This window comes from Marilutibacter penaei, assembly GCF_014145395.1.
Lineage (GTDB): Bacteria > Pseudomonadota > Gammaproteobacteria > Xanthomonadales > Xanthomonadaceae > Marilutibacter > Marilutibacter penaei.
The window spans coordinates 177,784-202,244 of sequence record NZ_JACHTE010000008.1 but is presented as its reverse complement, the minus strand read 5'-3'; the positions used below and the strand labels follow the sequence as shown (position 1 = coordinate 202,244).

21 protein-coding genes are annotated in these 24,461 nt (G+C 67.3%); 12 read left to right on the top strand and 9 right to left on the bottom strand.

Annotation, left to right across the window (positions count from 1 at the left end; genetic code table 11):
- Positions 1-222 precede the first annotated feature (222 nt).
- The gene (gene crcB / locus H4F99_RS12490) at positions 223-606 is read left to right on the top strand and encodes a fluoride efflux transporter CrcB (protein WP_182670066.1); all 384 of its coding nucleotides are present in this window, start codon (positions 223-225) and stop codon (positions 604-606) included.
- 15 nt (positions 607-621) lie between these two features.
- Here crcB and H4F99_RS12485 read toward each other — a convergent pair whose 3' ends face one another.
- The 3 genes from H4F99_RS12485 to H4F99_RS12475 all read right to left on the bottom strand — a co-directional run bounded on the left by H4F99_RS12485 (position 622) and on the right by H4F99_RS12475 (position 5,156).
- Complete coding sequence (locus H4F99_RS12485; RefSeq protein ID WP_182670094.1) at positions 622-1,911, bottom strand: replication-associated recombination protein A; 1,290 nt, start codon at positions 1,909-1,911, stop codon at positions 622-624.
- Between the two features lie 142 nt (positions 1,912-2,053).
- Positions 2,054-2,701 (bottom strand): outer membrane lipoprotein periplasmic chaperone LolA, encoded by a 648-nt coding sequence (gene lolA, locus H4F99_RS12480; protein WP_182670065.1) that lies wholly within the window; start codon positions 2,699-2,701, stop codon positions 2,054-2,056.
- A 103-nt stretch (positions 2,702-2,804) separates the two neighbouring features.
- A complete protein-coding gene (locus H4F99_RS12475; protein WP_343064213.1) occupies positions 2,805-5,156 on the bottom strand; it encodes a DNA translocase FtsK in 2,352 nt (783 codons plus the stop codon).
- Positions 5,157-5,460: 304 nt separating this feature from the next.
- Between H4F99_RS12475 and trxB the strand changes: the two genes are divergently transcribed.
- The 5 genes from trxB to infA all read left to right on the top strand — a co-directional run bounded on the left by trxB (position 5,461) and on the right by infA (position 10,054).
- On the top strand, positions 5,461-6,408 hold the full coding sequence (gene trxB, locus H4F99_RS12470) for a thioredoxin-disulfide reductase (RefSeq protein WP_182670064.1): 948 nt from the start codon (positions 5,461-5,463) through the stop codon (positions 6,406-6,408).
- 107 nt (positions 6,409-6,515) lie between these two features.
- Positions 6,516-7,799, top strand: coding sequence for a DUF2254 domain-containing protein (locus tag H4F99_RS12465; protein WP_343064212.1), 1,284 nt, complete (start codon positions 6,516-6,518; stop codon positions 7,797-7,799).
- Entirely contained in the window at positions 7,796-8,953 is a 1,158-nt protein-coding gene (locus tag H4F99_RS12460) for a GNAT family N-acetyltransferase (protein WP_182670063.1), read from the top strand. The genes H4F99_RS12465 and H4F99_RS12460 overlap by 4 nt, the downstream gene beginning before the upstream one ends.
- A gap of 14 nt (positions 8,954-8,967) precedes the next feature.
- Complete coding sequence (gene aat / locus H4F99_RS12455; RefSeq protein ID WP_182670062.1) at positions 8,968-9,708, top strand: leucyl/phenylalanyl-tRNA--protein transferase; 741 nt, start codon at positions 8,968-8,970, stop codon at positions 9,706-9,708.
- A 127-nt stretch (positions 9,709-9,835) separates the two neighbouring features.
- The gene (infA, locus tag H4F99_RS12450; RefSeq protein WP_027068842.1) at positions 9,836-10,054 is read left to right on the top strand and encodes a translation initiation factor IF-1; all 219 of its coding nucleotides are present in this window, start codon (positions 9,836-9,838) and stop codon (positions 10,052-10,054) included.
- A 70-nt stretch (positions 10,055-10,124) separates the two neighbouring features.
- On the opposite strand, the gene clpA is transcribed toward infA, so the two are convergent.
- Positions 10,125-12,410 (bottom strand): ATP-dependent Clp protease ATP-binding subunit ClpA, encoded by a 2,286-nt coding sequence (gene clpA / locus H4F99_RS12445; protein ID WP_182670061.1) that lies wholly within the window; start codon positions 12,408-12,410, stop codon positions 10,125-10,127.
- Between the two features lie 152 nt (positions 12,411-12,562).
- Positions 12,563-12,883, bottom strand: coding sequence for an ATP-dependent Clp protease adapter ClpS (clpS, locus tag H4F99_RS12440; protein ID WP_182670060.1), 321 nt, complete (start codon positions 12,881-12,883; stop codon positions 12,563-12,565).
- 114 nt (positions 12,884-12,997) lie between these two features.
- Here clpS and H4F99_RS12435 point away from each other — a divergent pair, with 114 nt between their 5' ends.
- Genes H4F99_RS12435 through hflD form a run of 4 tightly spaced genes read left to right on the top strand, consistent with a single transcriptional unit; the run spans position 12,998 to position 15,699 of the window.
- Entirely contained in the window at positions 12,998-13,468 is a 471-nt protein-coding gene (locus H4F99_RS12435) for a hypothetical protein (RefSeq protein WP_182670059.1), read from the top strand.
- 13 nt (positions 13,469-13,481) lie between these two features.
- Positions 13,482-13,961, top strand: a complete 480-nt coding sequence (locus tag H4F99_RS14635) for an NUDIX domain-containing protein (RefSeq protein WP_182670058.1) — start codon at positions 13,482-13,484, stop codon at positions 13,959-13,961.
- Positions 13,958-15,076: a tRNA 2-thiouridine(34) synthase MnmA gene (mnmA, locus tag H4F99_RS12425; protein WP_182670057.1), complete on the top strand. Its 1,119-nt coding sequence runs from the start codon at positions 13,958-13,960 to the stop codon at positions 15,074-15,076. Before H4F99_RS14635 ends, mnmA begins: the two co-directional genes overlap by 4 nt.
- Positions 15,073-15,699, top strand: a complete 627-nt coding sequence (hflD, locus tag H4F99_RS12420) for a high frequency lysogenization protein HflD (protein ID WP_182670056.1) — start codon at positions 15,073-15,075, stop codon at positions 15,697-15,699. Before mnmA ends, hflD begins: the two co-directional genes overlap by 4 nt.
- 69 nt (positions 15,700-15,768) lie before the next feature.
- Here the strand turns inward: hflD and acnB are convergent, their stop codons facing one another.
- From acnB to H4F99_RS12405, 3 genes are read right to left on the bottom strand one after another with little or no spacing between them, the layout of a single operon-like run.
- The gene (gene acnB / locus H4F99_RS12415) at positions 15,769-18,360 is read right to left on the bottom strand and encodes a bifunctional aconitate hydratase 2/2-methylisocitrate dehydratase (RefSeq protein ID WP_182670055.1); all 2,592 of its coding nucleotides are present in this window, start codon (positions 18,358-18,360) and stop codon (positions 15,769-15,771) included.
- 47 nt (positions 18,361-18,407) lie between these two features.
- Positions 18,408-18,824: a type II toxin-antitoxin system VapC family toxin gene (locus H4F99_RS12410; RefSeq protein ID WP_182670054.1), complete on the bottom strand. Its 417-nt coding sequence runs from the start codon at positions 18,822-18,824 to the stop codon at positions 18,408-18,410.
- On the bottom strand, positions 18,821-19,078 hold the full coding sequence (locus tag H4F99_RS12405) for an AbrB/MazE/SpoVT family DNA-binding domain-containing protein (RefSeq protein WP_182670053.1): 258 nt from the start codon (positions 19,076-19,078) through the stop codon (positions 18,821-18,823). Before H4F99_RS12405 ends, H4F99_RS12410 begins: the two co-directional genes overlap by 4 nt.
- An 18-nt stretch (positions 19,079-19,096) precedes the next feature.
- Here H4F99_RS12405 and acnA point away from each other — a divergent pair, with 18 nt between their 5' ends.
- Positions 19,097-22,018, top strand: a complete 2,922-nt coding sequence (gene acnA / locus H4F99_RS12400; RefSeq protein WP_425488025.1) for an aconitate hydratase AcnA — start codon at positions 19,097-19,099, stop codon at positions 22,016-22,018.
- Between the two features lie 53 nt (positions 22,019-22,071).
- Here acnA and H4F99_RS12395 read toward each other — a convergent pair whose 3' ends face one another.
- On the bottom strand, positions 22,072-22,509 hold the full coding sequence (locus tag H4F99_RS12395; protein WP_182670051.1) for a nuclear transport factor 2 family protein: 438 nt from the start codon (positions 22,507-22,509) through the stop codon (positions 22,072-22,074).
- A gap of 154 nt (positions 22,510-22,663) precedes the next feature.
- Here H4F99_RS12395 and H4F99_RS12390 point away from each other — a divergent pair, with 154 nt between their 5' ends.
- Positions 22,664-24,340, top strand: a complete 1,677-nt coding sequence (locus tag H4F99_RS12390; RefSeq protein ID WP_182670050.1) for a long-chain fatty acid--CoA ligase — start codon at positions 22,664-22,666, stop codon at positions 24,338-24,340.
- Positions 24,341-24,461 lie beyond the last annotated feature (121 nt).

Below are 24,461 nucleotides of genomic sequence, written 5' to 3'. Positions count from 1 at the left end.
AGGGGGGAGGCGTTAAAAAGTGACAGGGATCAAGTTTTCAACTTAATTGTTAGGCGCTCATATACACCAAGGTTAAATCCCGGTTAATTGACAGCCGCTTGTCAGGTGAACCGGGAAATCCTGAAACAGCCGACAGGCTGCGCCGACGGGGCCTCCGGCGCCCGCCCTGTGCATCGGCTACCATCCTCGAATCAGGCTCGGGGGTCGCATCGCGTGGATTTCATGTCGGCGTTGGCCGTATTCATCGGCGCAGGGCTGGGCGCACTGGTGCGTTGGGGATTGGCGCTTGCGCTGAATCCGCTGTGCGCCGACCTGCCCCTGGGGACCCTCGCCGCCAACACGCTGGGCGGGCTGTTGATCGGCCTCGCGTTAGGGCTTTCAGGACACTACGACGCGCTTTCACCGCTCCTGCGCCTGGCGGTCGTGACCGGTTTCCTCGGCGGCATGACGACCTTCTCCACGTTCTCCGCGGAGACGGTCCTGCAGTTCATGCGGGGCGAAGCCGGATGGGCGTTGCTGACGATCGCGTCGCACCTGGCCGGGGCATTGCTGGCCACGTGGCTGGGGCTGGTGGCGATGCGCTGGATGCTTGCCCCGACCGGGTGAGCGGATGCACGTGCCTCAGTCCGGCAAGCCACCGCCGTGCCGCTCCCGTGCGTCGGTACGCGCCGCACGCAGGTGATCCAGCTTCTGCTTCAACTTGATTTCCATCCCGCGCTCCACCGGCCTGTAGTAGACCTGCTCGCCCATGGCATCGGGGAACCCGGTCTGATCCAGCGCGATCCCGCCCTCGGCATCGTGGTCGTACTGGTAGTCCCGTCCATAGCCCAGTGACTTCATGAGCCGGGTCGGCGCATTGCGCAGGTGCAGGGGCACCTCCTGCGTGCCATGTTCCGCTACGTCGCGCCGGGCCGCCTTGTATGCGTTGTAGGCCGCGTTCGATTTCGCCGTGCTGGCCAGGTAGATCGTGACCTGTGCGAGGGCGAGCTCGCCTTCCGGGCTCCCCAGCCGGTCGTAGGCATCCCACGCGTCGGTGGCCATCTGGAGGGCCCGCGGGTCGGCGAGGCCGATGTCCTCCACCGCCATCCGCGTGAGGCGCCGGGCCAGGTAGATCGGGTCGCAGCCGCCGTCCAGCATGCGTACGAGCCAGTACAGCGCCGCATCCGGGTTCGAGCTCCGGACGGACTTGTGCAGGGCGGAAATCTGGTCGTAGAACTGTTCCCCGCCCTTGTCGAAACGCCGCGTCCGGTCCGCGAGCACCTGCATCAGCGTGCTGTCGGAGATCGTGCCCCCCTCCTCCACTGCCAGCTCGGCGGCGATTTCCAGCAAGGTCAGGGCCCGACGCACGTCGCCGTCAGCGGCGTGCGCGATCTCCGAGAGCGCGGAATCGCTGGCCTCGACCGACTGCGCGCCCAGGCCACGCTCGCTGTCCTGCAGGGCGCGGCGCAGCGCCACCTGGATGTCGTCGGCAGAGACGGCTTCGAGCACATGCACCCGGCACCGCGACAGCAGGGCTGAGTTCAACTCGAACGAGGGGTTCTCGGTGGTGGCCCCCACGAACAGGATGGTGCCCCGTTCGATATGGGGCAGGAACGCATCCTGTTGGGCCTTGTTGAAACGGTGCACTTCGTCGACGAACAGGACCGTCCGGCGGCCTTCCGCGAAACGGTGATCGGCCTCGGCGAGGACCTTGCGAACATCCGGCAATCCAGACAGGACGGCGGAAATGGCGCGATATTCCGCCTCGGCATAGCGGGCGAGCAGCAGGGCGAGCGTGGTCTTGCCACAGCCGGGCGGGCCCCACAGGATCATCGAATGGACATGGCCCGATGCGATGGCCCGGCGCAACGCACTGCCCTCGGCGAGCAGGCGCCGCTGGCCGACCATGTCATCCAGGCTGGCCGGCCGCATGCGCTCGGCCAGGGGCCGCAGCGCATCGCGATCGACGCTCAGAAGATCGTTGGCTTCCAGGGACGGGGGCGTGCGCGGGCGGACCACGGGGCAGTCGGGCGGGAGGGGCCGCCCACGATAGCAGCCCGGCTCCCGGGGGGCCTCACCCCTCGCCGATCACGTCGGTGCCCTCGGGGGGCGAGAACTCGAACGTGCCGGGGCCGAACGCCGGGTTCTTGCGCCACGCCCCGAAGTCGATCCGCGTGGCCTGCCCCAGCGTGTCCGTCACCTGCATGCGAACCAGCGCATCGTCCCGGAACCCGAGGCGCGCAGAACTGAAACTTGCGTCGTTGGGATCCTTGGGCGCCAGCACGAGCCATTCGAGGCCGTCGGCGGTGCCCCCCTCCTCGACCTTGAACCGGCTCTCCAGCCGCGAGGGATCGATCAGCACGGCCAGCGGGCTGTTCTGTTCCTCCACGCCCTGCGGTCGGCGCGTCACCTGGTCGAGGTCCGGCTCGTAGATCCACACGGTCTGCCCGTCCGCGACGATGATCTGCGGGTACGGCTTTACGTATTCCCAGCGGAAGTGACGGGGGGCTTCCAGCGCGAGCGTCCCGTTCGATGCCTCCTTCACTTTTCCGTTGGTGTCGAACACCTGTTGGGAAAAGTTGCCGTCCAGCCCTTCGAGCCCTTGCGTGAAGGTGTCCAGCTGATCGCGCGCGCCGGCGATCGCGCTGGCCGACAGCAGCATTCCCGCGATGGCCAGGGAGACCGAGGCCAGTCGACGGGTCGAGGGGAAGTGCTGGGTCATGCGGGCGTCACTCCAGAGGGCGTATGGGGCCAAGTGTCACGAAAAAGGACTGAATGGTGCGTAGAGGCGCGCAGCGCCGTTCAGCGTACGGCGGGGTGCAGGGTCAGTCCTTGGGGGGCGGCGGTGCCAGCACGCTGCGGTCGCCATTGCTTTCCTGTGGACTGACCACGCCTGCCGCCTCCATCGCCTCGACCAGGCGCGCCGCCCGGTTGTAGCCGATCTTCAGCCGGCGCTGCACGCCGGAGATCGACGCGCGCCGGGTCTCGGTGACGATGCGCACGGCTTCGTCATACAGCGGGTCGGACTCGTCGCCCCCGCCCCCACCGGATTCCGGCAGGCCGGTGGCGCCGACGACGGTGCCGTCGCCCATGGTCTGCACTTCGTCGAGCACGCCATCGATGTAATCGGGCCCGCCCTCTGCCTTGAGGTGCTCGACCACGCGATGCACCTCGTCGTCGGACACGAAGGCGCCGTGGACACGCTCGGGCATGGCGGTGCCCGGCGGCAGGTAGAGCATGTCGCCGTTGCCCAGCAGGGTTTCCGCGCCGCCCTGGTCGAGAATCGTGCGCGAATCGATCTTGCTCGACACCTGGAACGCGATCCGGGTCGGGATGTTCGCCTTGATCAGGCCGGTGATCACGTCCACCGAGGGGCGCTGGGTGGCGAGGATCAGGTGGATGCCGGCGGCGCGGGCCTTCTGCGCCAGGCGCGCGATGAGCTCCTCGACCTTCTTGCCGACGATCATCATCATGTCGGCGAATTCGTCGATGAACACCACGATGAAGGGCAGCGGCTCCAGCGTCGGCGGCGCCTCCTCGATGTCCGGGTTCGGCTTGAACAGCGGGTCGACCAGTGGCTGCCCCGCTTCCTGCGCGTCGCGCACCTTCTTGTTGAAGCCGGCCAGGTTGCGCACGCCCACCGCCGACATCAGCTTGTAGCGGCGCTCCATCTCGGCCACGCACCAGCGCAGACCGTTGGCGGCCTCCTTCATGTCGGTGACGACCGGGGCCAGCAGGTGCGGGATGCCCTCGTAGACGCTCAGCTCGAGCATCTTCGGGTCGATCATCAGCATCTTCAGGTCCTTCGAAGACGCCTTGTAGAGCAGGCTGAGCACCATCGCATTGACCGCAACCGACTTGCCCGAACCGGTGGTGCCGGCGACCAGCAGGTGCGGCATCCGCGCCAGGTCGGCCACCGTGGGCCGCCCGGCGATGTCCTTGCCGAGCGCCAGCGTCAACGGACTCGCCGACTTGTCGTACTCCTTGGAGCGCAGGAGTTCCGAGAGGAAGATCATTTCCCGCGTGGTGTTGGGGATCTCCAGGCCGATCACGGTCTTGCCGGGGATCACGTCCACCACGCGCACCGACTTCACCGACAGGCCGCGCGCGATGTCCTTGTCCAGCGAGCTGATCTGGCTGACCTTGACGCCGGGTGCCGGCTCGACCTCGAAGCGCGTGATGACCGGGCCCGGGTAGGCCCCCACCACCTGCGTGTCGATCCGGAAGTCCTTGAGCTTGAACTCGATCTGCCGCGAGAGCGTCTCGAGGGTCTGCTCGTCGTAGCCCTTGGGCTGCGGCCTCGGGTCATCCAGGAGCGCCAGTGGCGGTATGCCCGAGCCATCGCCACCGCGGAACAGTGGAATCTGCGTTTCACGCTTGGCGCGCTCGCTCTTCTCCACCACCGGTGCCGGTGGCGGTTCGATCCTGACCGGCTCGCGCCGGGCCCGCTTCTCGGTTTCGACCTTGCGGCTTTCCTCGCGTTCCTCGCGCAGCGCGCGGGTCTGCTGCCACTGGCTGGCCTGCTTGCTGCTCCGCTGGAACACCTGCCTGAGCCACGGGCCCGCCGACAGTACCCACTGTCCGATACGGTCCATCACCGCCAGCCACGAAATGCCGGTGGCCAGCGTGATGGAGGTCAGCAGCAATGCGACCACGAACAGATTGCCGCCCACCGGGCCGAAGCCGGCATACAGGGACTTGCCGACGAGTTGGCCGAGGATGCCACCACTACCGGCGGAGAAGTGCGGGGGCGCGGCGACACGCAGGTGCAGGAAGCCGGTCGCCGAGACCAGGAAACCGACGATGCCGATCAGTCGAAGCGCGGGCCCGAGGTCGGCTTCTTCGCCTTCGCGATCCATCCCGAACAGCGCGATCCATGCGACCGCCCCCAGCACCACCGGCAACAGGAAGGCCACGTATCCCGTCAGGTAGAGCAGTACGTCCGCAATCCAGGCGCCCACCCGGCCGCCGGCATTGTGCAGCGGCGCGGTGACACTGCCCGACTGGGACCAGCCCGGGTCGGTGGGTGCATAGGTGAAGAGGCTGACCAGCAGGTACAGCAGGAACGGCGCGATCAGGATCAGCGCGATGTCGCGCATCAGCCGCTGTCGGCGTGGCGACGGCGGGCGCTTGGCGTCGGCGGATTTGGATTTCTTGCGGCTTGCTGCGGACGCCACCGTGATGCTCTGCCTTAGGTTGGTCTCGTTAGTGTTTGAAGATACAGAAAAAACAGGCGGGCCGGTACCTTCGCGGACGGCGTCATGGTGCCATCGGGCCCCCGCCGCTGTCCCGCCACCGCGGTCATCGCCGCTGCAGTACGGCTGACGGCCGACCGCGAACGCGGTGGGCGGCGCCGAAACACAGCATCATGGCACCTGCCTTGTTTTGCCCCCGGGCCGCCTCCAAGCTATGCAGCTCTCGAGCGGCCCGCCCGCCGACCGTCCATGCGCACCCAGCGCCCCAACAGGCGACATCATACCCATGACCCCTCCGAAGCACGCCCGTCTCGTCATCCTCGGTTCCGGCCCGGCCGGCTGGACCTCCGCGGTCTACGCGGCCCGCGCCAACCTGAAGCCGGTCGTCATCACCGGGCTGCAGATGGGCGGACAGCTGATGACCACGACCGAGGTCGACAACTGGCCGGGCGACGCCCACGGACTCATGGGGCCGGACCTGATGGCGCGCATGCAGGCGCATGCGGAGCGTTTCGACACCGAGACCGTGTTCGACCACATCCACACCGCGGACCTGTCCGCGCGACCCTTCAAGCTGGTCGGCGACAACGGCGAGTACACCTGCGACGCGCTGATCATCTCCACCGGCGCGACCGCGAAATACCTGGGCCTCCCGTCCGAGGAAGCCTTCAAGGGGCGCGGCGTCTCGGCCTGCGCGACCTGCGACGGCTTCTTCTACAAGGATCAGGACGTCGCCGTCATTGGCGGAGGCAACACGGCCGTGGAAGAGGCCCTGTACCTGTCGAACATCGCGCGCAAGGTCTACCTGGTGCATCGCCGCGACACCCTTCGTGCCGAGAAGATCATGCAGGACAAGCTGTTCGCGAAGATCGAGGCGGGCAAGATCGAGCCGGTGTGGCACCACGTCGTCGACGAAGTCCTCGGCAACGATGCCGGCGTCACCGGCATGCGGGTGAAGTCGGTGGTCGATGGCTCGACCCGCGACATCGACGTGCATGGTTTCTTCGTCGCGATCGGTCATACGCCGAACACGGGGCTGTTCGAAGGCCAGCTGGACATGAAGAACGGCTACATCACGATCAAGACCGGGCTGGACGGCGAGGCCACCGCGACCAGCGTGCCGGGCGTGTTCGCCGCCGGTGACGTGGCTGACCAGGTCTACCGCCAGGCCATCACCTCCGCGGGCTTCGGCTGCATGGCCGCCCTGGACGCCGAGCGCTTCCTGGAGCAGTAAGCCAGGCCGGCTTTGCCCGGGGGCGTGCCGCGCCCGGCGATGCCGCCTGCAGGCGACACTCACCTGGGGTTGGACATACTGACGGTCCGACCCGTAAGAGGCGTGCCGTGGCCCTGACCGACAAATGGCTGTTCGTGCTGTCGCGCTATTCGCGGCGGATGTGGTTCCGCGCGGCGTTGTACGGCGCGCTGGGGATTCTCACTGCGCTGCTGGGCGCGGCGGCGCGCTCGTTGATCCCGCCCGGGCTGGCCGGATCGATCGGCGCGGGATCGGTCGGCAACATCCTCGGTATCCTCGCGACGTCGATGCTGGCCGTCACCACGTTCTCGCTGGCCACCATGGTCTCCGCGTATGGCACGGCCTCGACCACCGCCACGCCGCGCGCCGCCCAGTTGCTGATCGAGGACACCACCGCGCAGAGCGCGCTGGCGACGTTCATCGGTGCCTTCCTGTACTCCATTGTTGGGTTGATCGCGCTGAGCGCGGGTGCCTATGGCGACAGCGGCCGGGTGCTGCTGCTGGTGGTCACCATCGCCGTGATCGTGCTGATCACGGTCACCCTGCTTCGCTGGATCGAGCAGCTGTCGCGCTTTGGCCGCGTCGCGGAGACCATCAACCTGGTGGAGTCGGCGACCCGCAAGGCGATGCAGCACCGCGCCCGGGAGCCGTGGCTGGGCGGCGCTCCGTTCCGCTCGCCACCCGCCACGGCGATGCCGGTCGCCGCCGACGCGGTGGGCTACGTGGAGTACATCGATGTCGAACACCTGGGCCGACTTTCGATCGAGCACGATTTCGATCTCCACCTGAACGTGTTGCCGGGAACCTTCGCGGCGCCGGGCCGGCCACTCGCGCACGTGGCGGGTGAGGGACTGGATGCGTCCGCGCTCGAAGGCATCCGCGAGGCGTTCGTCATCGGCGATGCGCGCACCTACGAACACGACCCGCGTTACGGACTGGTGGTGCTGACCGAGGTCGCGGTCAGGGCGCTCTCGCCCGGCATCAACGACCCGGGTACGGCGATCGACGTCATCGGCACCGTGGTTCGCCTGTTCACCGGATGGGCCCGGGGACGCGAGTCGAAGCAGGACGAGGTGGCGATCGCGCACCCCCGCATCTTCGTCCCGGCTCTGCGCGAGGCCGACATGTTCGACGACGTGTTCCCGTCGATCGCACGCGACGGTGCCGCGCTCCGCGAAGTCGGCATCCGGCTGCAGAAGGCCTTCGCCGCGCTGGACGACCTGGATTGCGTGAACTTCGAGGATCCGTTGCGGCGCCATGCGCGCGAAGCCCTGTCCCGCGCCATGGATGCCCTGCCGTTCGAGCCCGACCGGGCCGCGGTCGCCGGTGCCGCGCGTCCGAAGCTGGTCGACACGGGCCCGGACGAGGCATGACGCGACGTGTCGCCTGGCTGGATGCGCTGGACCGGGTGCCGGCGGAGGACTGGGATGCATTGCATGACGGCCGCAATCCCTTCGTGCGGCATGCCTTCCTTGCCGGGCTGGAGCGCCACGGTTGCCTGCGCGGGGACTGGGGATGGACGCCCCGGCATCCGGTGGTGCTGGAGGGCGACCGTCTGGTCGCCGCGGCGCCGGGGTACATCAAGCACAACTCGCACGGGGAGTTCGTGTTCGACCACGCCTGGGCCCACGCGTATGCGCGCGCAGGCCTGGACTACTTCCCGAAATGGCTGTGTGGGGTGCCCTACTCTCCCGTGACCGGACCGCGACTGTTGGCGGTCGACGAAGGCGCACGCCGCCAGTTGCTGGCGTCCCTGCCCGGGGCGTGCCGGGATGCGGGCTGGTCCTCCTGCCACGTCAACTTCATCGAGGCGGCGGGCCTGCCCGCGTTCGGACCGGAGTGGCTGCCTCGTATGGACGTGCAATACCACTGGCGGAACACGCAGGGATGGGGCGACTTCGACGGCTTCCTCGCTGCGATGGACCACAAGCATCGCAAGAACATCCGGCAGGAGCGCGCGCGGGTGGCCGGGAGTGGCGTGCGCTTCCGGATCCTGCACGGGGATGAAGCCACCGAGGCGGATCTCGTCGCCATGCATGGCTTCTACCTCCAGACCTTCGCCGAGTACGGCAACGCGCCGGCGCTGACCCTGCCCTTCCTGCACCACCTGGCGAAGACGATGCCGAGGTCGCTGGTGCTGGTGCTGGCGGACCTCGAGGGCGACACCGTGGCAGGGGCGCTCTGCATGCGGGGGACCGATACGCTTTACGGTCGCTACTGGGGCAGCCATGTCCGCCTCCCGGGCCTCCATTTCGAGACCTGCTACTACCAGGGCATTGCGTACTGCCTGCGGGAAGGATTGGCCGTGTTCGAGCCGGGTGCCCAGGGCGAACACAAGCTTGCGCGCGGCTTCCTGCCCACCCCGGTCCACAGCCGCCACTGGGTCGCCGACGGGCGCTTTCGCGAGGCGCTGGCGGACTGGTGTCGGCACGAAGTCGATCTGACCGCTCTTCACGCCCGCCGGATGGGCGCGCGCACCCCGTTCAAGGATCCCGGCGGCGAACCTTGGCATCCGCCGCCGGGGTGACGGATCATCAAGGGGTGAGCCGCTTCCCGCCCCTGCTGCCGGCTGATCCGTTGGCCCCGTTCCCCCCTCCGGCGACGGCGCTGGCGCACCCCAACGGCTTGCTGGCCGTCGGTGGGGACCTCTCCGTTCCCCGCCTGCTCAATGCCTACCGCAGCGGGATCTTCCCGTGGTACGCAGACGACCAGCCCGTGCTCTGGTGGTCCCCCGATCCACGCGTGGTCTTTCGCAGCGAGGGCGTCCACCTGTCGCGGCGGTTCAAGCGCCAGTTGCGCGGCCTAGACTGGAGGGTCCGGGCCGACCATCGGTTCGGCCAGGTGATACGCGCCTGCGCCGGGGCACCGCGGCCCGGTCAGCGGGGGACCTGGATTACCGATGACATGATCCTCGCCTACGAGCGGCTCCACCGGGCGGGTCATGCGCACTCCGTCGAAGTGATGGCCGGGGATCGCCTGGTCGGTGGGCTGTATGGGGTTTCGGTCGGGCGCATGTTCTTCGGCGAAAGCATGTTCAGTGCCGTGTCCGGTGCCTCCAAGGTCGCGCTGGCCGCGCTTGGCTGGCGGCTCTCGCGCTGGGGCTGGCCGGTGTTCGATGCGCAGGTCGGCAACCCGCACCTCCTGCGCATGGGGGCCGAAGCCTGGCCGCGTGACCGCTTCCTGGGCGTGCTGGCACGCCAGGTGCTCCAGCCCGGGATGCCCGGGAGCTGGCAGGCCGCATTTGGTGGAATCGAAGCCGGGGCGCTCGCGGCGGACGGTTGATCCCGCCGATGTCAAGTCGTTTCTTTGCGTCGGAGCGCCTTACATGGCAAAATGACCGGCTTCGCGGTTGATGCGAGGCCCGAGCGGGCCTGTCGCCGCATTTTCGCCCCAGGACACCAGGAACCACATGGCCAAAGACGACGTGATCGAATTCGAGGGCACGGTATCGGAAACCCTTCCGAACACCATGTTCCGCGTGCGCCTCGAAAACGGGCACGAGATCATCGCCCATATCTCCGGACGCATGCGCAAGCACTACATCCGCATCCTGACCGGAGACCGCGTGAAGGTGGAAATGACCCCTTACGACCTGACCAAGGGTCGCATCACCTATCGCATGAAGTAATCCCGGCAAGTCATTGCAGGGCAAGGAAAAGGCGGCCAATGGCCGCCTTTTTGCCGTCCGTGGAAGTCCGTCATTCCACGGTCGCGGGCAGGAGCTTTTCGGGCTCCGGCTGGACGTCCAGTTCCAGCTCGCCCTCCTTCACGTCCACCATGACGCGACCGCCGTCCACCAGCTTGCCGAACAGCAGTTCGTCCGCCAGCGGCCGCTTGATGCGGTCCTGGATCACGCGGGTCATGGGACGGGCACCCATCAGCGGGTCGAACCCATGCTGGGCGAGCCAATCCCGTGCTTCCGGTGTCGCGGAAAGGACCACGCCCTTCTCGTGCAGTTGGGACTCCAGTTCGATCAGGAACTTGTCCACCACGCGGAGGATGTGCTCCATCGCCAGTGCCTGGAACTGCACCACCGCGTCCAGGCGGTTCCGGAACTCCGGCGTGAAGCCTTTGCGGATCGCCTCCATGGCATCCGTGGAGTGGTCCTGGCGGGTGAACCCGATGGTCCGGCGCGAGGCCTGCGCGGCACCGGCGTTGGTCGTCATCACCACGATCACATTGCGGAAGTTCGCCTCGCGGCCATTGGTGTCGGTCAGCACCCCCCGGTCCATGACCTGCAACAGGATGTTGAAGATGTCCGGGTGCGCCTTCTCGATCTCGTCCAGCAACAGGACGCAGTGCGGGGTCTTGACGATCTTCTCGGTCAGCAGGCCGCCCTGGTCGAACCCCACATAACCCGGGGGGGCGCCAATCAGGCGCGAGACCGAGTGCGGCTCCATGTACTCGGACATGTCGAAGCGCACGAGTTCGATGCCCAGCTGCAAGGCCAGCTGGCGGGTGACTTCAGTCTTGCCGACGCCGGTCGGGCCGGCGAACAGGAAGTTGCCGATCGGCTTGTCGGGGTTGGCCAAGCCGGAACGGGCCAGCTTGATCGCCGAGGTCAGGGTCTCGATCGCCGGGTCCTGCCCGAAGATCACCATCTTCAGGTTGCGCTCCAGGTTGCGGAGCACGTCCTTGTCGGTCGCGCTCACCTGCTTGGCCGGGATGCGTGCCATGCGCGCGACGATCAGCTCGATGGTGTCCACGTCGATGAGGGTGTGCCGCTCTTCGTCGGACATCAGCTGCTGGAGTGCCCCGGCCTCGTCGATGACGTCGATGGCCTTGTCCGGCAGCAGCCGGTCACCGATGTGCTTGACCGAGAGGTCCACGGCGGCCTGCAGCGCATCGTCGGTGTAGAGCACGTCGTGGTGCTCCTGGTAGCGCGGCCGGAGCCCCTTGAGGATCTCGAAGGTCTCGGCCACGGTCGGTTCGACGATGTCGATCTTCTGGAAGCGGCGCGCCAGCGCCCGGTCCTTCTCGAAGACGCCGCGGTATTCCTGGAAGGTCGTCGAGCCGATGCAGCGCAGCTCTCCCGAGGCCAGGGCCGGCTTGATCAGGTTGCTGGCGTCCATCGTGCCGCCACTGGCGGAACCCGCGCCGATGATGGTGTGGATCTCGTCGATGAAGAGGATCGCCTCCGGCTCCTTCCGGATCTGCCGCAGCACGCCCTTGAGGCGCTTCTCGAAGTCGCCCCGGTACTTGGTGCCGGCCACCAGCGCGCCGAGGTCCAGCGCATAGATGGTCGCATTCTTGAGCACGTCCGGGACTTCGCCGTCGACGATGCGCAGGGCCAGCCCCTCGGCGATCGCGGTCTTGCCCACGCCGGCCTCGCCGACATAGAGCGGGTTGTTCTTGCGCCGGCGGCACAGCACCTGGATGGTCCGTTCGATCTCCTCCGAGCGACCCACGAGGATGTCGATCCGGCCCTCGGCGGCGCGCTTGTTCAGGTTGACCGCGAACTCGTCCAGCGGCTCGGCCTTCCCTTCGCCTTCCGCGCCCTCGCCGCCGCCCTCCTCACCCGTCTGGGAGGGGCTGCCCTCGACCTCCTCGCCGCGCCGGGCGATGCCATGGGAGATGTAATTGACGACATCCAGCCGGGCGACATCCTGCTGGCCGAGGTAGTAGACGGCGTGGGAGTCCTTTTCGCCGAAGATGGCCACCAGGACGTTGGCGCCGGTGACTTCCTTCTTGCCTGAGGACTGCACGTGGTAGACCGCGCGCTGCAGCACGCGCTGGAAGCCGAGGGTGGGCTGCGTATCGCGGTCGATGTCCTCGGGAAGGACCGAAACCGAGGTGGCGATCGCCTGTTCCAGGTCGGAACGCAGGCGGTGGAAATCCACGCCGCAGGCCTTCAGCACCTCCTCCGCGGAGGGGTTGTCGAGCAGGGCCAGCAGCAGGTGTTCAACGGTCATGTACTCGTGGCGCGCCTCGCGGGCGCGCTTGTAGCACTGGCCAATGCTGAACTCGAGATCCTTGCTGAACATGGGGAGGCGACCTCCTGAAGAACGTCTGCTGTCCTGTGTATGGGCACTTGCCCGTCTTTTCCATGTCCCGGGCACGGGATGCTGTGTCCGTCCGTCGCGGCCCGTCCCCGCGCTACCTCCTTCCTTCCCTGACTACGGCATCCACGACTGTTTTAGGCCTTTTCCATCGTGCACAGCAAGGGGTGCTGGTTGAGCCGCGCGTATTCGTTCACCTGGGCCACCTTCGACTCTGCCACCTCGCGGGTGAACACCCCGCACACACCCCGCCCACGGGTGTGGACATGCAGCATGATCTGGGTGGCCTTCTCGATATTCATCGGGAAGAAGCGCATCAGGACGTCGACGACGAAATCCATCGGGGTGTAGTCATCGTTCAGGAGCAGGACGGAATACAGCGGTGGGCGGGCCACTTCAGGCCGGCTGGCTTCCAGAAGCGTGCCGTGGTCGCGTTCGTGGTCAGGGCGTTTCGACATGGGGTCGATTATAAAGGGGCGCCCACCTGCATGCCCTTCCCTCGCGGCCCTGCGATGGACGCCCCGGGCGTTCACACGCACAATGCAGGCTCCATACAACCGCAGGGGGAGCGTATGCGTATTCTGTCCATGGCCGCCGTGCTGGCGCTGGGTCTGCTGGTACCGATGGCCGCATTCGCCCAGGATGCCAACGTCGAGCGCCAACTGGCGCAGTTGGGCATCGATGCCCAGGTCGACGACGATGGCGACTTCCGGGTCATCCACGAGCTCGATGCCGGCCGTACCCAGCTCGTGCTGGTGATCTCCAGCATCCAGACGTACCACTCCCACAAGGTGCGCGAGATCTGGGCGCCGGCGTATCGCGCACCGGGCGACTCGTTCTCGGCCCTGGTGGCCAACGAGCTGCTGTCCGATACGTGGGAGAACAAGATGGGCGCATGGGCGAAGCACGGCGACATGGCCATGTACGTGGTCAAGTTGCCCGCTGACGCATCGGCCGACGAACTGGGCGACGCCATCCGCTTCGCCGCGGAAATCGCCGACCGCATGGAGGTCGTGCTGACCGACGGCGAGGACGAGTTCTGAGGATGGGCCTGGCGTGAGCTATCGAGAGGGGCGTTTCTGGCAACCCGACGTGACCGTCGCGACCGTGGTGGTCGCGGACGGTCGCCTGCTGATGGTCGAGGAAACCGTCGGCGGCCAGGCGGTCCTGAACCAGCCGGCCGGCCATCTCGAGCCGGATGAAAGCCTGGTGGCCGCCGCGCGCCGCGAAACCCTCGAGGAGACCGGCTGGGATGTCCGGGTGTCGGCCTTCGTGGGGGCGTACCAGTGGAAGGCGCCGGTCGCGGCGGACGGAAGTGGCGGACGTCACTTCCTCCGCTTCGCGTTCGCGGCCGAGCCGGTGGCGCACGACCCGGACCGGGCCCTCGACGATGGCATCATCCGGGCCCTCTGGATGAGCCCGGGCGAGCTCCAGGCGTGCGCTGCGCGGCACCGCAGCCCGCTGGTGTGGCAGGCAGCCGCGGACTACCTGGCCGGTCGCAGGTATCCATTGGAGCTGGTGCAGGCCTTGGCGTGAGCACTGCGCGGACCATCGTCGGCATGTCGGGCGGCGTGGATTCGTCGGTGGCCGCGCTGCGGCTGCGCGATTCGGGGGAATCGATCGCCGGGCTGTTCATGCAGAACTGGGCGGACGACGGCACCGGCGAATGCCGGGCGGAAGACGATCGCCGCGACGCGGTGGCGGTCTGCGGCCGCCTGGGCATCCCGATCCATTTCCGCGACTTCTCGTCCGAATACTGGGCGGGCGTCTTCGAGCACTTCCTCGCGGAATACGCAGCGGGCCGCACGCCGAATCCGGACGTGCTGTGCAACCGCGAGATCAAGTTCAAGCATTTCCTCGATGCTGCCCGCGAACTCGGGGCGGAGCGCATCGCGACGGGCCACTATGCCCGGGTCGTGCATGAAGGCGGCCGCAGCCACCTGCTGCGTGGCCGGGACCGGGGCAAGGACCAGAGCTACTTCCTGCACCAGCTCGGCCAGGCGCAATTGGCGGCAACCGTGTTCCCGCTCGGCGACCTGCCCAAGCCGGAAGTCCGCCGCATCGCCGCCGAAGCCGGCCTGCCGACCGCGGCCAAGAAGGATTCCACGGGCATCTGTTTCATCGGCGAGCGTGATTTCCGCGAGTTCCTGTCGACGTACCTGCCGGCGCGCCCGGGGCGCATCCGGACGCCGGACGGACGGGACATCGGCGGGCACGCCGGGGTGTTCTATTTCACGCTCGGCCAGCGCGAGGGCCTGAACATCGGCGGCGTGCGTGGTTTCGAAGCGGCACCCTGGTACGTGGTCGGGAAGGACGTCGCGTCCAACGTCCTGTACGTCGACCAGGGGCACGATACCCTCTGGCTCCAGTCCCGCACCTTGCGCTCCGGAACGGCGCACTGGATTGCGGACACCCCCCCGGCACGCCGCTTCCAGTGCACGGCGCAGACGCGTTACCGTCAGCCGGACCAGGCCTGCGAGGTACACGTCGGCGACGACGGATGTCTCGCGGTCCAGTTCCAGGAGGCCCAGCGTGCCGTCACGCCGGGCCAGTCCGTCGTGTTCTACGACGGCGACGATTGCCTGGGCGGTGCCGTCATCGACAGCACGGATGCACCCCTCGAACAACGACTCCAGAACCACGCCGCATGACCGACGACCGTTCCAACGCCATCTCCGACCGGGTCCTGGCCCTTGCAGGCCTCGCCCAGGCCCTCGCGCAGGTGCGTCGCATCGCCGATACCGGCCAGGCGCATGACGCGATCCTGGCGACGTCGCTCGACTCGGTGTTCCGCATCGACGCGGCGACACCGGCCGACGTCTACGGCGGCATCGCCTCCCTCCGGCCGGGGCTGACATTGCTGCGCGACCGCTTCGAGGGCCGGGCCAGCGACGACCAGATGCCGCGCCTGGCGCTTTCGGTCCTGCAACTGGAGCGTCGCTTCGTACGCGAGGCCGAGATGGGACAGCGGGTGCGCGATCGGATCGCCGAGATCCGCGCGATGGCGGAACGCCAGGGCAGCAGCAGCCATCCGGAGGTCCTGTCCGCGCTGGGCAACCTGTATTCGGAGACGCTCAGCCACCTGCGCCCACGCGTGCTGGTGCAGGGCAATCCGCATTACCTGGGGCAAGCCTCGGTCGTGGCCGAGGTGCGGGCGGTGCTGTTGGCGGCCGTGCGTTCGGCGGTGCTGTGGCGGCAGTTGGGGGGCAGCTACTGGGACTTCGCGTTCAGCAAGGGCGCGATGCGGCAGGCGGCGGAGCAGGCGCTGCGCTGAACCCGACGTCCGGCCCATGAAAAAGCCCGGCACTGGCCGGGCTTTTTCGTCTTCCAGGCGCGCGGTGCGTCAGGCGGCAACGCCGTCGGCGACCTGCCGGTACTCCTCGATCTGGTCGAAGTTCATGTAGCGGTAGATCTCCGCACCCTTCTCGTTGATCACGCCGATGTCGGCCATGTACTCGGCCTTGGTCGGGATGCGGCCCAGGCGCGAGCAGATCGCCGCCATCTCGGCCGAGCCGAGGTAGACGTTGGAGTTCTTGCCGAGGCGGTTCGGGAAGTTGCGGGTGCTGGTCGAGAACACCGTGGCGCCCTCCTTCACCTGCGCCTGGTTGCCCATGCACAGCGAGCAGCCCGGCATCTCCATGCGCGCGCCCGCGGTACCGAAGGTGCCATAGACGCCCTCCTTGGTGAGTTCCGAGGCGTCCATCTTGGTCGGCGGCGCCACCCACAGGCGGGTCGGGATGTCACGCTTGCCTTCCAGCAGGCGCGCGGCAGCGCGGAAGTGGCCGATGTTGGTCATGCACGAGCCGATGAACACCTCGTCGATGGTCGCGCCGGCGACGTCGGACAGCGTCTTTACGTCGTCCGGGTCATTCGGACAGGCGACGATCGGCTCGTGCACGTCGGCCAGGTCGATCTCGATCACCGCCGCGTACTCGGCGTCGGCGTCCGGCTCCAGCAGCTGCGGGTTCGCCACCCAGGCCTGCATGGCCTCGATGCGGCGCTGCAGGCTGCGGGCATCTTCGTAGCCCTCGGCGATCATCCACTTGAGCAGGGTGATGTTGGAGTTGAGGTACTCGATGATCGGCGCTTCGTTCAGGCGCACCGTGCAACCGGCGGCCGAACGCTCGGCCGAGGCATCGGACAGTTCGAACGCCTGCTCGACCTTCAGGTCCGGCAGGCCCTCGATCTCGAGGATCCGGCCAGAGAAGATGTTCTTCTTGCCGGCCTTGGCCACGGTCAGCAGGTCCTGCTTGATGGCGTAGAGCGGGATCGCGTTGACCAGGTCACGCAGGGTCACGCCCGGCTGCATCTCGCCCTTGAAACGGACCAGCACCGACTCCGGCATGTCCAGCGGCATCACGCCCGTCGCCGCGGCGAAGGCCACCAGGCCCGAGCCGGCCGGGAACGAGATGCCGACCGGGAAGCGCGTGTGCGAGTCACCGCCGGTACCGACGGTGTCCGGCAGCAGCATGCGGTTGAGCCAGCTGTGGATGACACCGTCGCCCGGGCGCAGCGAGATGCCGCCGCGGTTGCTGATGAAGGCCGGCAGCTCATGGTGGGTCTTGACGTCGACCGGCTTCGGATAGGCCGCGGTGTGGCAGAACGACTGCATCACCAGGTCGGCGGAGAAGCCCAGGCAGGCCAGGTCCTTCAGCTCGTCGCGGGTCATCGGGCCGGTGGTGTCCTGGCTGCCGACCGAGGTCATGCGCGGCTCGCAGTAGGTGCCCGGGCGCATGCCCTCGCCTTCCGGCAGGCCACAGGCGCGTCCCACCATCTTCTGCGCCAGGGTGAAGCCCTTGCCGGTGTCGGCAGGCTGCTGCGGCAGGCGGAACAGGTCGGAGGCCGGCAGGCCCAGTGCCTCGCGCGCCTTGGCGGTCAGGCCCCGGCCGATGATCAGCGGGATGCGGCCACCGGCACGGACCTCGTCGAACAGCACCGGCGACTTGACCTCGAACGCCGAGACGACCTGGCCGTCCTTCAGCGCCTTGCCCTCGTAGGGACGCAGCTCGACCACGTCGCCCATCTCCATGGCGGAGACGTCGAGCTCGATCGGCAGCGCGCCGGCGTCCTCCATGGTGTTGTAGAAGATCGGCGCGATCTTGCCGCCCAGGCACACGCCGCCGAAGCGCTTGTTCGGGATGTGGGCCTGGTCATGGCCGGTCCACCACAGCACGGAATTGGTGGCGGACTTGCGGCTGGAGCCGGTGCCGACCACGTCGCCGACGTAGGCGACCGGATGGCCCTTGTCCTTCAGCGACTGGATGAAGGCGATCGGACCGCGCTTGCCGTCTTCTTCCGGCTCGAAGGGCGCGCCGTCGCGCTTGTTCTTGAGCATCGCCAGCGCATGCATGGGGATGTCGGGGCGCGTCGTGGCGTCCGGGGCCGGCGACAGGTCGTCGGTGTTGGTCTCGCCCGGCACCTTGAAGACGGTGATGGTCAGGCTCTCCGGCACTTCCGGCTTGCTGGTGAACCATTCCGCGTCGGCCCAGCTCTGCAGGACCGACTTGGCATTGGCGTTGCCCTGGTCGGCCTTTTCCTTGACGTCGTGGAAGGCATCGAACATCAGCAGGGTGTGCTTCAGCGCGTCCGCGGCGATCGTGCCCAGTGCGGCGTCGTCGAGCAGGTCGACCAGGGGCTGGATGTTGTAGCCGCCCAGCATCGTACCGAGCAGGCGGGTCGCCTCCTCGCGGCTGATCAGCGGGCAGGCCTCGGTACCGAAGGCGACCGCGGCGAGGTAGCTGGCCTTGACGCTGGCCGCCTCGTCCACGCCAGCGGGCACGCGGTTGCTGATCAGGTCGAGCAGGAAGGCCTCCTCGCCGGCCGGGGGCGCCTTCAGCAGTTCGATGACCTCGGCGGTCTGCTGGGCGGTGAGCGGCAGCGGGGGTATCCCCAGTGCGGCGCGCTCGGATGCGTGGTGGCGGTAGGCTTCCAACATGGTGACTCCGGCGGAATGAGGGATGGGGAGGTAAGGCGGTAACGGGTTCAGGCCTGGGGGGGCTTGGGAACGATCAGCTTCAGGCCCTTGAAGTAGTCGCGGTAAAAGGCATCGTCACGGGTGATCAGGCCGTTGCACTGCAGGAGTGCGTGGGCGCCGATCAGGAAGTCGGGTGCGGCGCGGGTGCCAGCGGAAGCGCCGCCGCGCTGGCGATGGCGGCGCTGCATCTCGCCGGCGCGCAACGCGGCCTTGGCTTCGATGGCGCTGAAGCGGATGCTCATTTCCTCGAGGACCGCCAGTGCTTCGGCGCCGTCCTGCAGCGCGCAGCAGACTTCGGCGAGTGCCACCTCGCTGACCACCACGGGGCCCGCGCTCAGGCACTGCCGCAGGCATGCCTCCGCGGCGTCGGCTTGCGGCCCGTCGGCCAGGAGGTCGATGAGGACGGGCGAGTCGAGTGCGATCATGTCGGGCCGTCGCCGCCGGCGGACCCACCGGGTACCCGCCCGCGAAGCGCGTGCATGGCCTCTTCGGTGGAGGCGAAGCCGTCCAGCTTGAAGCGGCCACGGGCCCTGGACACGGCATCGTCCACGCTCTTGCGCAGAACGATACGGCTGCCCTCCAGCTCGACTTTCAGGACCGTGCCCTTGGTCAATCCCAAGGCATCCCGCACGGCTTTGGGCAAGGTGATCTGGCCGCGTTCGGCAACGGTGGCGTCCATGGCGGGCCCTCTTCAGGTATGCATCAATTATACGTACTTGTTCCTGCATACTCAACGGATCGTCACATCGCCACCGTTAACATGACGGCAGCCAAACGTGCATGGGCGGCCGCCATCGCCGCGATACCGGACCGCCCGGGTCGGCCCGCGGTCGCCCCTGCCCTCGCCAAAAAAGGAGCCCTTTCGATGAGCGATTCCTTCGCCACCCGCGCCCGACTGGATGTCAACGGCACTTCATACGCCTACTTCAGCCTGCCGGCGCTGGCCAGGCATTTCGACCTCGCCCACCTGCCCTACTCGATGAAGATCCTGCTGGAGAACCTGCTCCGCAACGAGGACGGTGGCCAGACCGTCGGCACGGAACACATCGAGGCGGTGGCGCAATGGGATGCGACGAAGGAGCCGGACACCGAGATCGCCTTCATGCCCGCGCGCGTGGTCTTGCAGGATTTCACCGGCGTGCCCTGCGTGGTCGACTTCGCGGCGATGCGTGACGCGGTGAGCAGGCTGGGTGGACGCCCGGGGCAGATCAACCCGCAGATTCCGTCCGAACTGGTGATCGACCACTCGGTCCAGGTCGATGTATTCGGTCGCCCGGATGCGCTGGACCTCAACGGCAAGATCGAGTTCGAGCGCAACAAGGAGCGCTACAGCTTCCTGCGCTGGGGCCAGAAGGCCTTCGAGAATTTCAAGGTGGTGCCACCCAACACCGGCATCGTCCACCAGGTCAACCTGGAGAACCTCGCCCGTGTCGTGGTCGAGCGTGAAGTGGACGGCGAACGGCTCGCCTTTCCAGACACCGTGTTCGGCACCGACAGCCATACCACGATGATCAACGGCATCGGCGTGCTGGGTTGGGGCGTCGGTGGCATCGAGGCTGAAGCGGCGATGCTCGGCCAGCCCTCGTCCATGCTCATTCCGCAGGTGGTCGGCTTCAAACTGACCGGCAAGCTGCCCGAAGGCGCGACGGCCACCGACCTGGTGCTGACGGTCACGCAGATGCTCCGCTCGCTGGGCGTGGTCGGGAAATTCGTCGAGTTCTTCGGCGATGGCCTCCAGCACCTCCCGCTGGCGGATCGGGCGACCATCGCCAACATGGCGCCGGAGTACGGTGCGACCTGCGGCATCTTCCCGATCGACGCGGAGGCGCTGAACTACCTGAGGCTTTCGGGTCGCAGCGATGCCCAGGTGGCGCTGGTCGAGGCCTATGCCAAGGCGCAGGGACTGTGGCACGAGCCGGGTGCACCGGAGGCTACCTATTCGGCGACGCTCGAACTCGACATGGGCGACGTCAAGCCGTCGCTGGCGGGCCCCAAGCGCCCGCAGGACCGCGTGCTGCTGAGCGACATGCAGGTGAATTTCCGTGAGAACCTGACCGGCCTGATCGCACACCGGGAACCGAAGGGGGGCGAAGCACGGATGGATGCCGAGGGCGGGCACCAGGAGCAGGCGGACCACCTCGCCGCGCTCCCGGTCTCGCGCATCACCGTGCAGGACCAGGAAGCCGAGCTGCGCGACGGTTCGGTGGTGATCGCCGCGATCACTTCCTGCACGAATACGTCGAATCCCGCGGTCATGATCGGCGCCGGCCTGCTGGCGCGCAACGCCGCCAGGCTTGGGCTGAAGGCCAAGCCGTGGGTCAAGACCTCCCTGGGCCCGGGCTCGCTGGTGGTCACCGACTACCTGGAGAAAGCCGGCCTGCTCGACGACCTGGAGGCCCTGGGCTTCTACGTGGTGGGCTACGGCTGCACCACCTGCATCGGCAACTCCGGCCCCCTGCCCGACCCGGTCTCGAAGGGCATCGCCGAGAACGACCTGGTGGTTGCGTCCGTGCTCTCCGGCAACCGGAACTTCGAGGGCCGCGTGCATTCCGAGGTGAAGATGAACTACCTCGCGTCCCCGCCACTGGTGGTGGCGTACGCGATCGCCGGCACGATCGATCTCGACCTGACCACCGATCCGATCGGTCACGACCAGGATGGCAACGCCGTGTACCTGCGCGACATCTGGCCGACCAACAAGGAAATCGGCGACATGATCGCCGAGACCGTGGGCCCCGAACTGTTCGCGCAGAACTACGCCGACGTGTTCAAGGGCGACACGCGCTGGAACCAGATCGCCTCCCCCGACGGCGAGTCGTTCGAGTGGGACGACGGGTCCACTTATATCAAGAACCCGCCCTACTTCGACGGCATGACGATGGAGGTGGGCTCGATCGAGGACATCACCGGTGCGCGGGCGCTCGGCCTGTTCGGCGATTCGATCACCACCGACCACATCTCCCCGGCCGGCAACATCAAGAAGGATTCGCCGGCCGGGCGCTACCTGGTCGGGCGCGGCGTGCAGCCGGCCGACTTCAACAGCTACGGCTCGCGCCGCGGCAACGACGACGTGATGGTGCGCGGCACCTTCGCCAACATCCGCATCAAGAACCTGTTCTTCGGCGGCGAGGAAGGTGGCAACACGTTGTATTTCGGCGACGGCGAACCGGAAAAGATGGCGATCTACGACGCCGCGATGAAGTACAAGGCCGACGGCGTTCCGCTGGTGGTGCTGGCCGGCAAGGAATACGGCACGGGTTCGTCACGCGACTGGGCGGCCAAGGGCACCAACCTGCTTGGGGTCAAGGCGGTCATCGCGGAGAGTTTCGAGCGGATTCACCGCTCCAACCTGGTCGGCATGGGCGTGTTGCCATTGCGGTTCGAGGCGGGCGACAGCATCGAGGCCCTCGGCCTGGACGGGACCGAAACCTACAGCATCACCGGACTGGACGACGGTGCGGCCCGGACCGCGGACGTCACGGCGCGCCGTACGGATGGAAGCGAGGTGGCGTTCAAGGTGAAGGTGTTGCTGCTGACGCCAAAGGAAGTCGAGTACTTCAGGCACGGCGGCATCCTGCATTACGTGCTGCGCCAGCTGGCGTCCCGACAGGCTGCCTGAGGCCACGGCACCGCGTCCGTTCCGGGGGCGGTGCCGGTCGTGTTCGCCCCGCTTCAAGGGCCCGCGCTGTCCCAGTCGACGCTCTGGACCTTCCACTCCCCGTCTTCGACCGTCCAGCCGGTCTTGACGCGATAAGCGCGTGCGCTCTGGGGCAGGACCGCGCCCGAGCCGCCGGTCAGCAGGGCCTCGAACGCCACGGTGGCATGGCCCTCGCCCATTTCGACACGCGCGGGGCCCAGCGTGACCCCGACATCCCGGTAGCGCATGAAGGTCAGGGCGGCGAGTCGGCGTGCCCCTTCCCGGTCCATTGCATCGGGGCCGATGAAGTCGGTCGCAAGCGCATCCTCGATGTCGCCGGCGTCCCGCGCTTCGATCGCGGCGCCCAATGCATCGACCGCCGCCCGGAGGCGCGCCTCGGGCCCTTCGCGGGTACAGCCGGCCGCCACCAGGCACAGCAGGACGAGGGCGAAAAGACGGGATGAAGCAGGCATCGGTGCCCTCCGTTGGAGAGTGCTCGGGATTGCTGCACTCTACCTTGCCACCCCATGGGGGGTGTGCTCCAATCGACGCCCAAACGTACGCAGGCGCATCCACGGATGCCGCCGTCCGCGCAGGCGGACACACACAGGAATCGGGGGATTGTCGATGAGTTCTGAACGGCCGTGGCTCCAGCAATATCCGGAAGGCATTCCGCATGAGATCGATGTCGACGAATTCCCGTCGGTGGTATCGGTGCTGGAGAGCGCGATCGAGCTTTACAAGGAGCGGCCGGCGTTCGCGAACATGGGCAAGTCCCTCACTTACGGTGAGATCGACGCACTGAGCCGGCGGTTCGCGGCCTACCTGCTGGGCGAACTGAAGCTCAAGAAAGGGGATCGGGTGGCGATCATGCTGCCCAACTGCCTGCAGTATCCGATCGCCACGTTCGGCGTGCTTCGCGCGGGACTGACGGTCGTCAACACGAACCCCATGTACACCGCGCGCGAACTGAAGCACCAGCTCGTCGACTCCGGTGCCAGCGTGGTGCTGGTCCTCGACAACTTCGGCCACACCGTGCAGGAGGTCATCGGCGACACGCAGGTCAGGCAGGTCATCACCACCGGGCTGGGCGACCTGTTGGGCTTCCCCAAGGGGCGCCTCGTCAACTTCGTGCTGAAGTACATCAAGAAGATGGTGCCGGAGTACCGGATCCCCGGCGCGGTCCGCTTCAACGAGGTCCTCAAGCGGGGCGAGTCCCACAGCCTGCCCGGGGTGGAGATCGGCCCCTCGGATATCGCCTTCCTGCAGTACACGGGCGGTACCACCGGCGTGGCGAAGGGGGCGATGCTCACCCACCGCAACCTGGTCGCGAACATGCAGCAGGCGTCGGCGTGGGTGGGTACCAACGTCAAGCCGGGCGAGGAAGTGATCATCACCGCGCTGCCGCTGTACCACATCTTCGCATTGACGGCGAACGGCCTGGTCTTCATGAAGTTCGGCGGCCTGAACCACATGATCACCAACCCGCGCGACATGCCGGGCTTCGTGAAGGAGCTGAAGAAGGTGCCGTTCACGGCCATCACCGGCGTGAACACGCTCTTCAACGGACTGCTCAACACCCCCGGGTTCGACGAAGTGGATTTCTCGCGCCTGCACCTGACCCTTGGCGGCGGCATGGCGGTGCAGCGCGCCGTCGCCGAGCGCTGGAAAAAGGCCACGGGCGTGACCCTCGTGGAAGCCTACGGGCTGACCGAGACCTCGCCCGCCGCCTGCATCAACCCGATGGACCTGAAGGATTACAACGGTTCGATCGGCCTGCCGATCCCCTCCACGGATGCCTGCGTGAAGGACGAGGACGGGCGCCTGCTCCCGGTGGGTGAAGTCGGCGAACTCTGCATCCGCGGTCCGCAGGTGATGAAGGGGTACTGGAACCGCCCCGAGGAGACCGACAAGGTGCTCGATGCCGACGGTTGGCTGCATACCGGCGACATGGCGCGGATGGACGAGAACGGCTACTTCTACATCGTCGACCGCAAGAAGGACATGATCCTGGTGTCCGGCTTCAACGTGTATCCGAACGAGATCGAGGACGTGATCGCCGAGATGCCGCAGGTGCTGGAAGTCGCCGCGGTCGGCGTGCCGGACGAGAAGTCCGGCGAGGTCGTCAAGGTGGTGATCGTCAAGAAGGATCCCAGCCTGACCGCCGAGCAGGTGAAAGCCTTCGCCCGCGAGAACCTGACGGGCTACAAGCACCCGCGGGTGGTCGAGTTCCGGACCGAGCTCCCGAAGACCAACGTGGGCAAGATCCTGAGGCGCGAGCTGAGGGACGAGACCGCCGCCTGAAGGCCCAGCCCTTCCCAGCGAGCTTCCGACCGACCCCCTCCACGTGAGGGGGTTCTTGATTCCGCGGGTGTAGCATCGAGTCGCAGGTGCCCCTGCCTGCGTATTCCTCCGGAGTCAAGCC

Coding starts and splice junctions, on each gene's coding strand:
- H4F99_RS12435 (WP_182670059.1), top strand. CDS start 12,998: ATGCGTATTCTGTCCATGGCCGCCGTGCTGGCGCTGGGTCTGCTGGTA.
- hflD (WP_182670056.1), top strand. CDS start 15,073: ATGACCGACGACCGTTCCAACGCCATCTCCGACCGGGTCCTGGCCCTT.
- crcB (WP_182670066.1), top strand. CDS start 223: ATGTCGGCGTTGGCCGTATTCATCGGCGCAGGGCTGGGCGCACTGGTG.
- H4F99_RS12460 (WP_182670063.1), top strand. CDS start 7,796: ATGACGCGACGTGTCGCCTGGCTGGATGCGCTGGACCGGGTGCCGGCG.
- H4F99_RS12395 (WP_182670051.1), bottom strand. CDS start 22,509: ATGCCTGCTTCATCCCGTCTTTTCGCCCTCGTCCTGCTGTGCCTGGTG.
- H4F99_RS12405 (WP_182670053.1), bottom strand. CDS start 19,078: ATGGACGCCACCGTTGCCGAACGCGGCCAGATCACCTTGCCCAAAGCC.
- H4F99_RS12390 (WP_182670050.1), top strand. CDS start 22,664: ATGAGTTCTGAACGGCCGTGGCTCCAGCAATATCCGGAAGGCATTCCG.
- clpS (WP_182670060.1), bottom strand. CDS start 12,883: ATGTCGAAACGCCCTGACCACGAACGCGACCACGGCACGCTTCTGGAA.
- infA (WP_027068842.1), top strand. CDS start 9,836: ATGGCCAAAGACGACGTGATCGAATTCGAGGGCACGGTATCGGAAACC.
- lolA (WP_182670065.1), bottom strand. CDS start 2,701: ATGACCCAGCACTTCCCCTCGACCCGTCGACTGGCCTCGGTCTCCCTG.
- clpA (WP_182670061.1), bottom strand. CDS start 12,410: ATGTTCAGCAAGGATCTCGAGTTCAGCATTGGCCAGTGCTACAAGCGC.
- H4F99_RS12485 (WP_182670094.1), bottom strand. CDS start 1,911: ATGCGGCCGGCCAGCCTGGATGACATGGTCGGCCAGCGGCGCCTGCTC.
- trxB (WP_182670064.1), top strand. CDS start 5,461: ATGACCCCTCCGAAGCACGCCCGTCTCGTCATCCTCGGTTCCGGCCCG.
- acnA (WP_425488025.1), top strand. CDS start 19,097: ATGCATCAATTATACGTACTTGTTCCTGCATACTCAACGGATCGTCAC.
- H4F99_RS12410 (WP_182670054.1), bottom strand. CDS start 18,824: ATGATCGCACTCGACTCGCCCGTCCTCATCGACCTCCTGGCCGACGGG.
- acnB (WP_182670055.1), bottom strand. CDS start 18,360: ATGTTGGAAGCCTACCGCCACCACGCATCCGAGCGCGCCGCACTGGGG.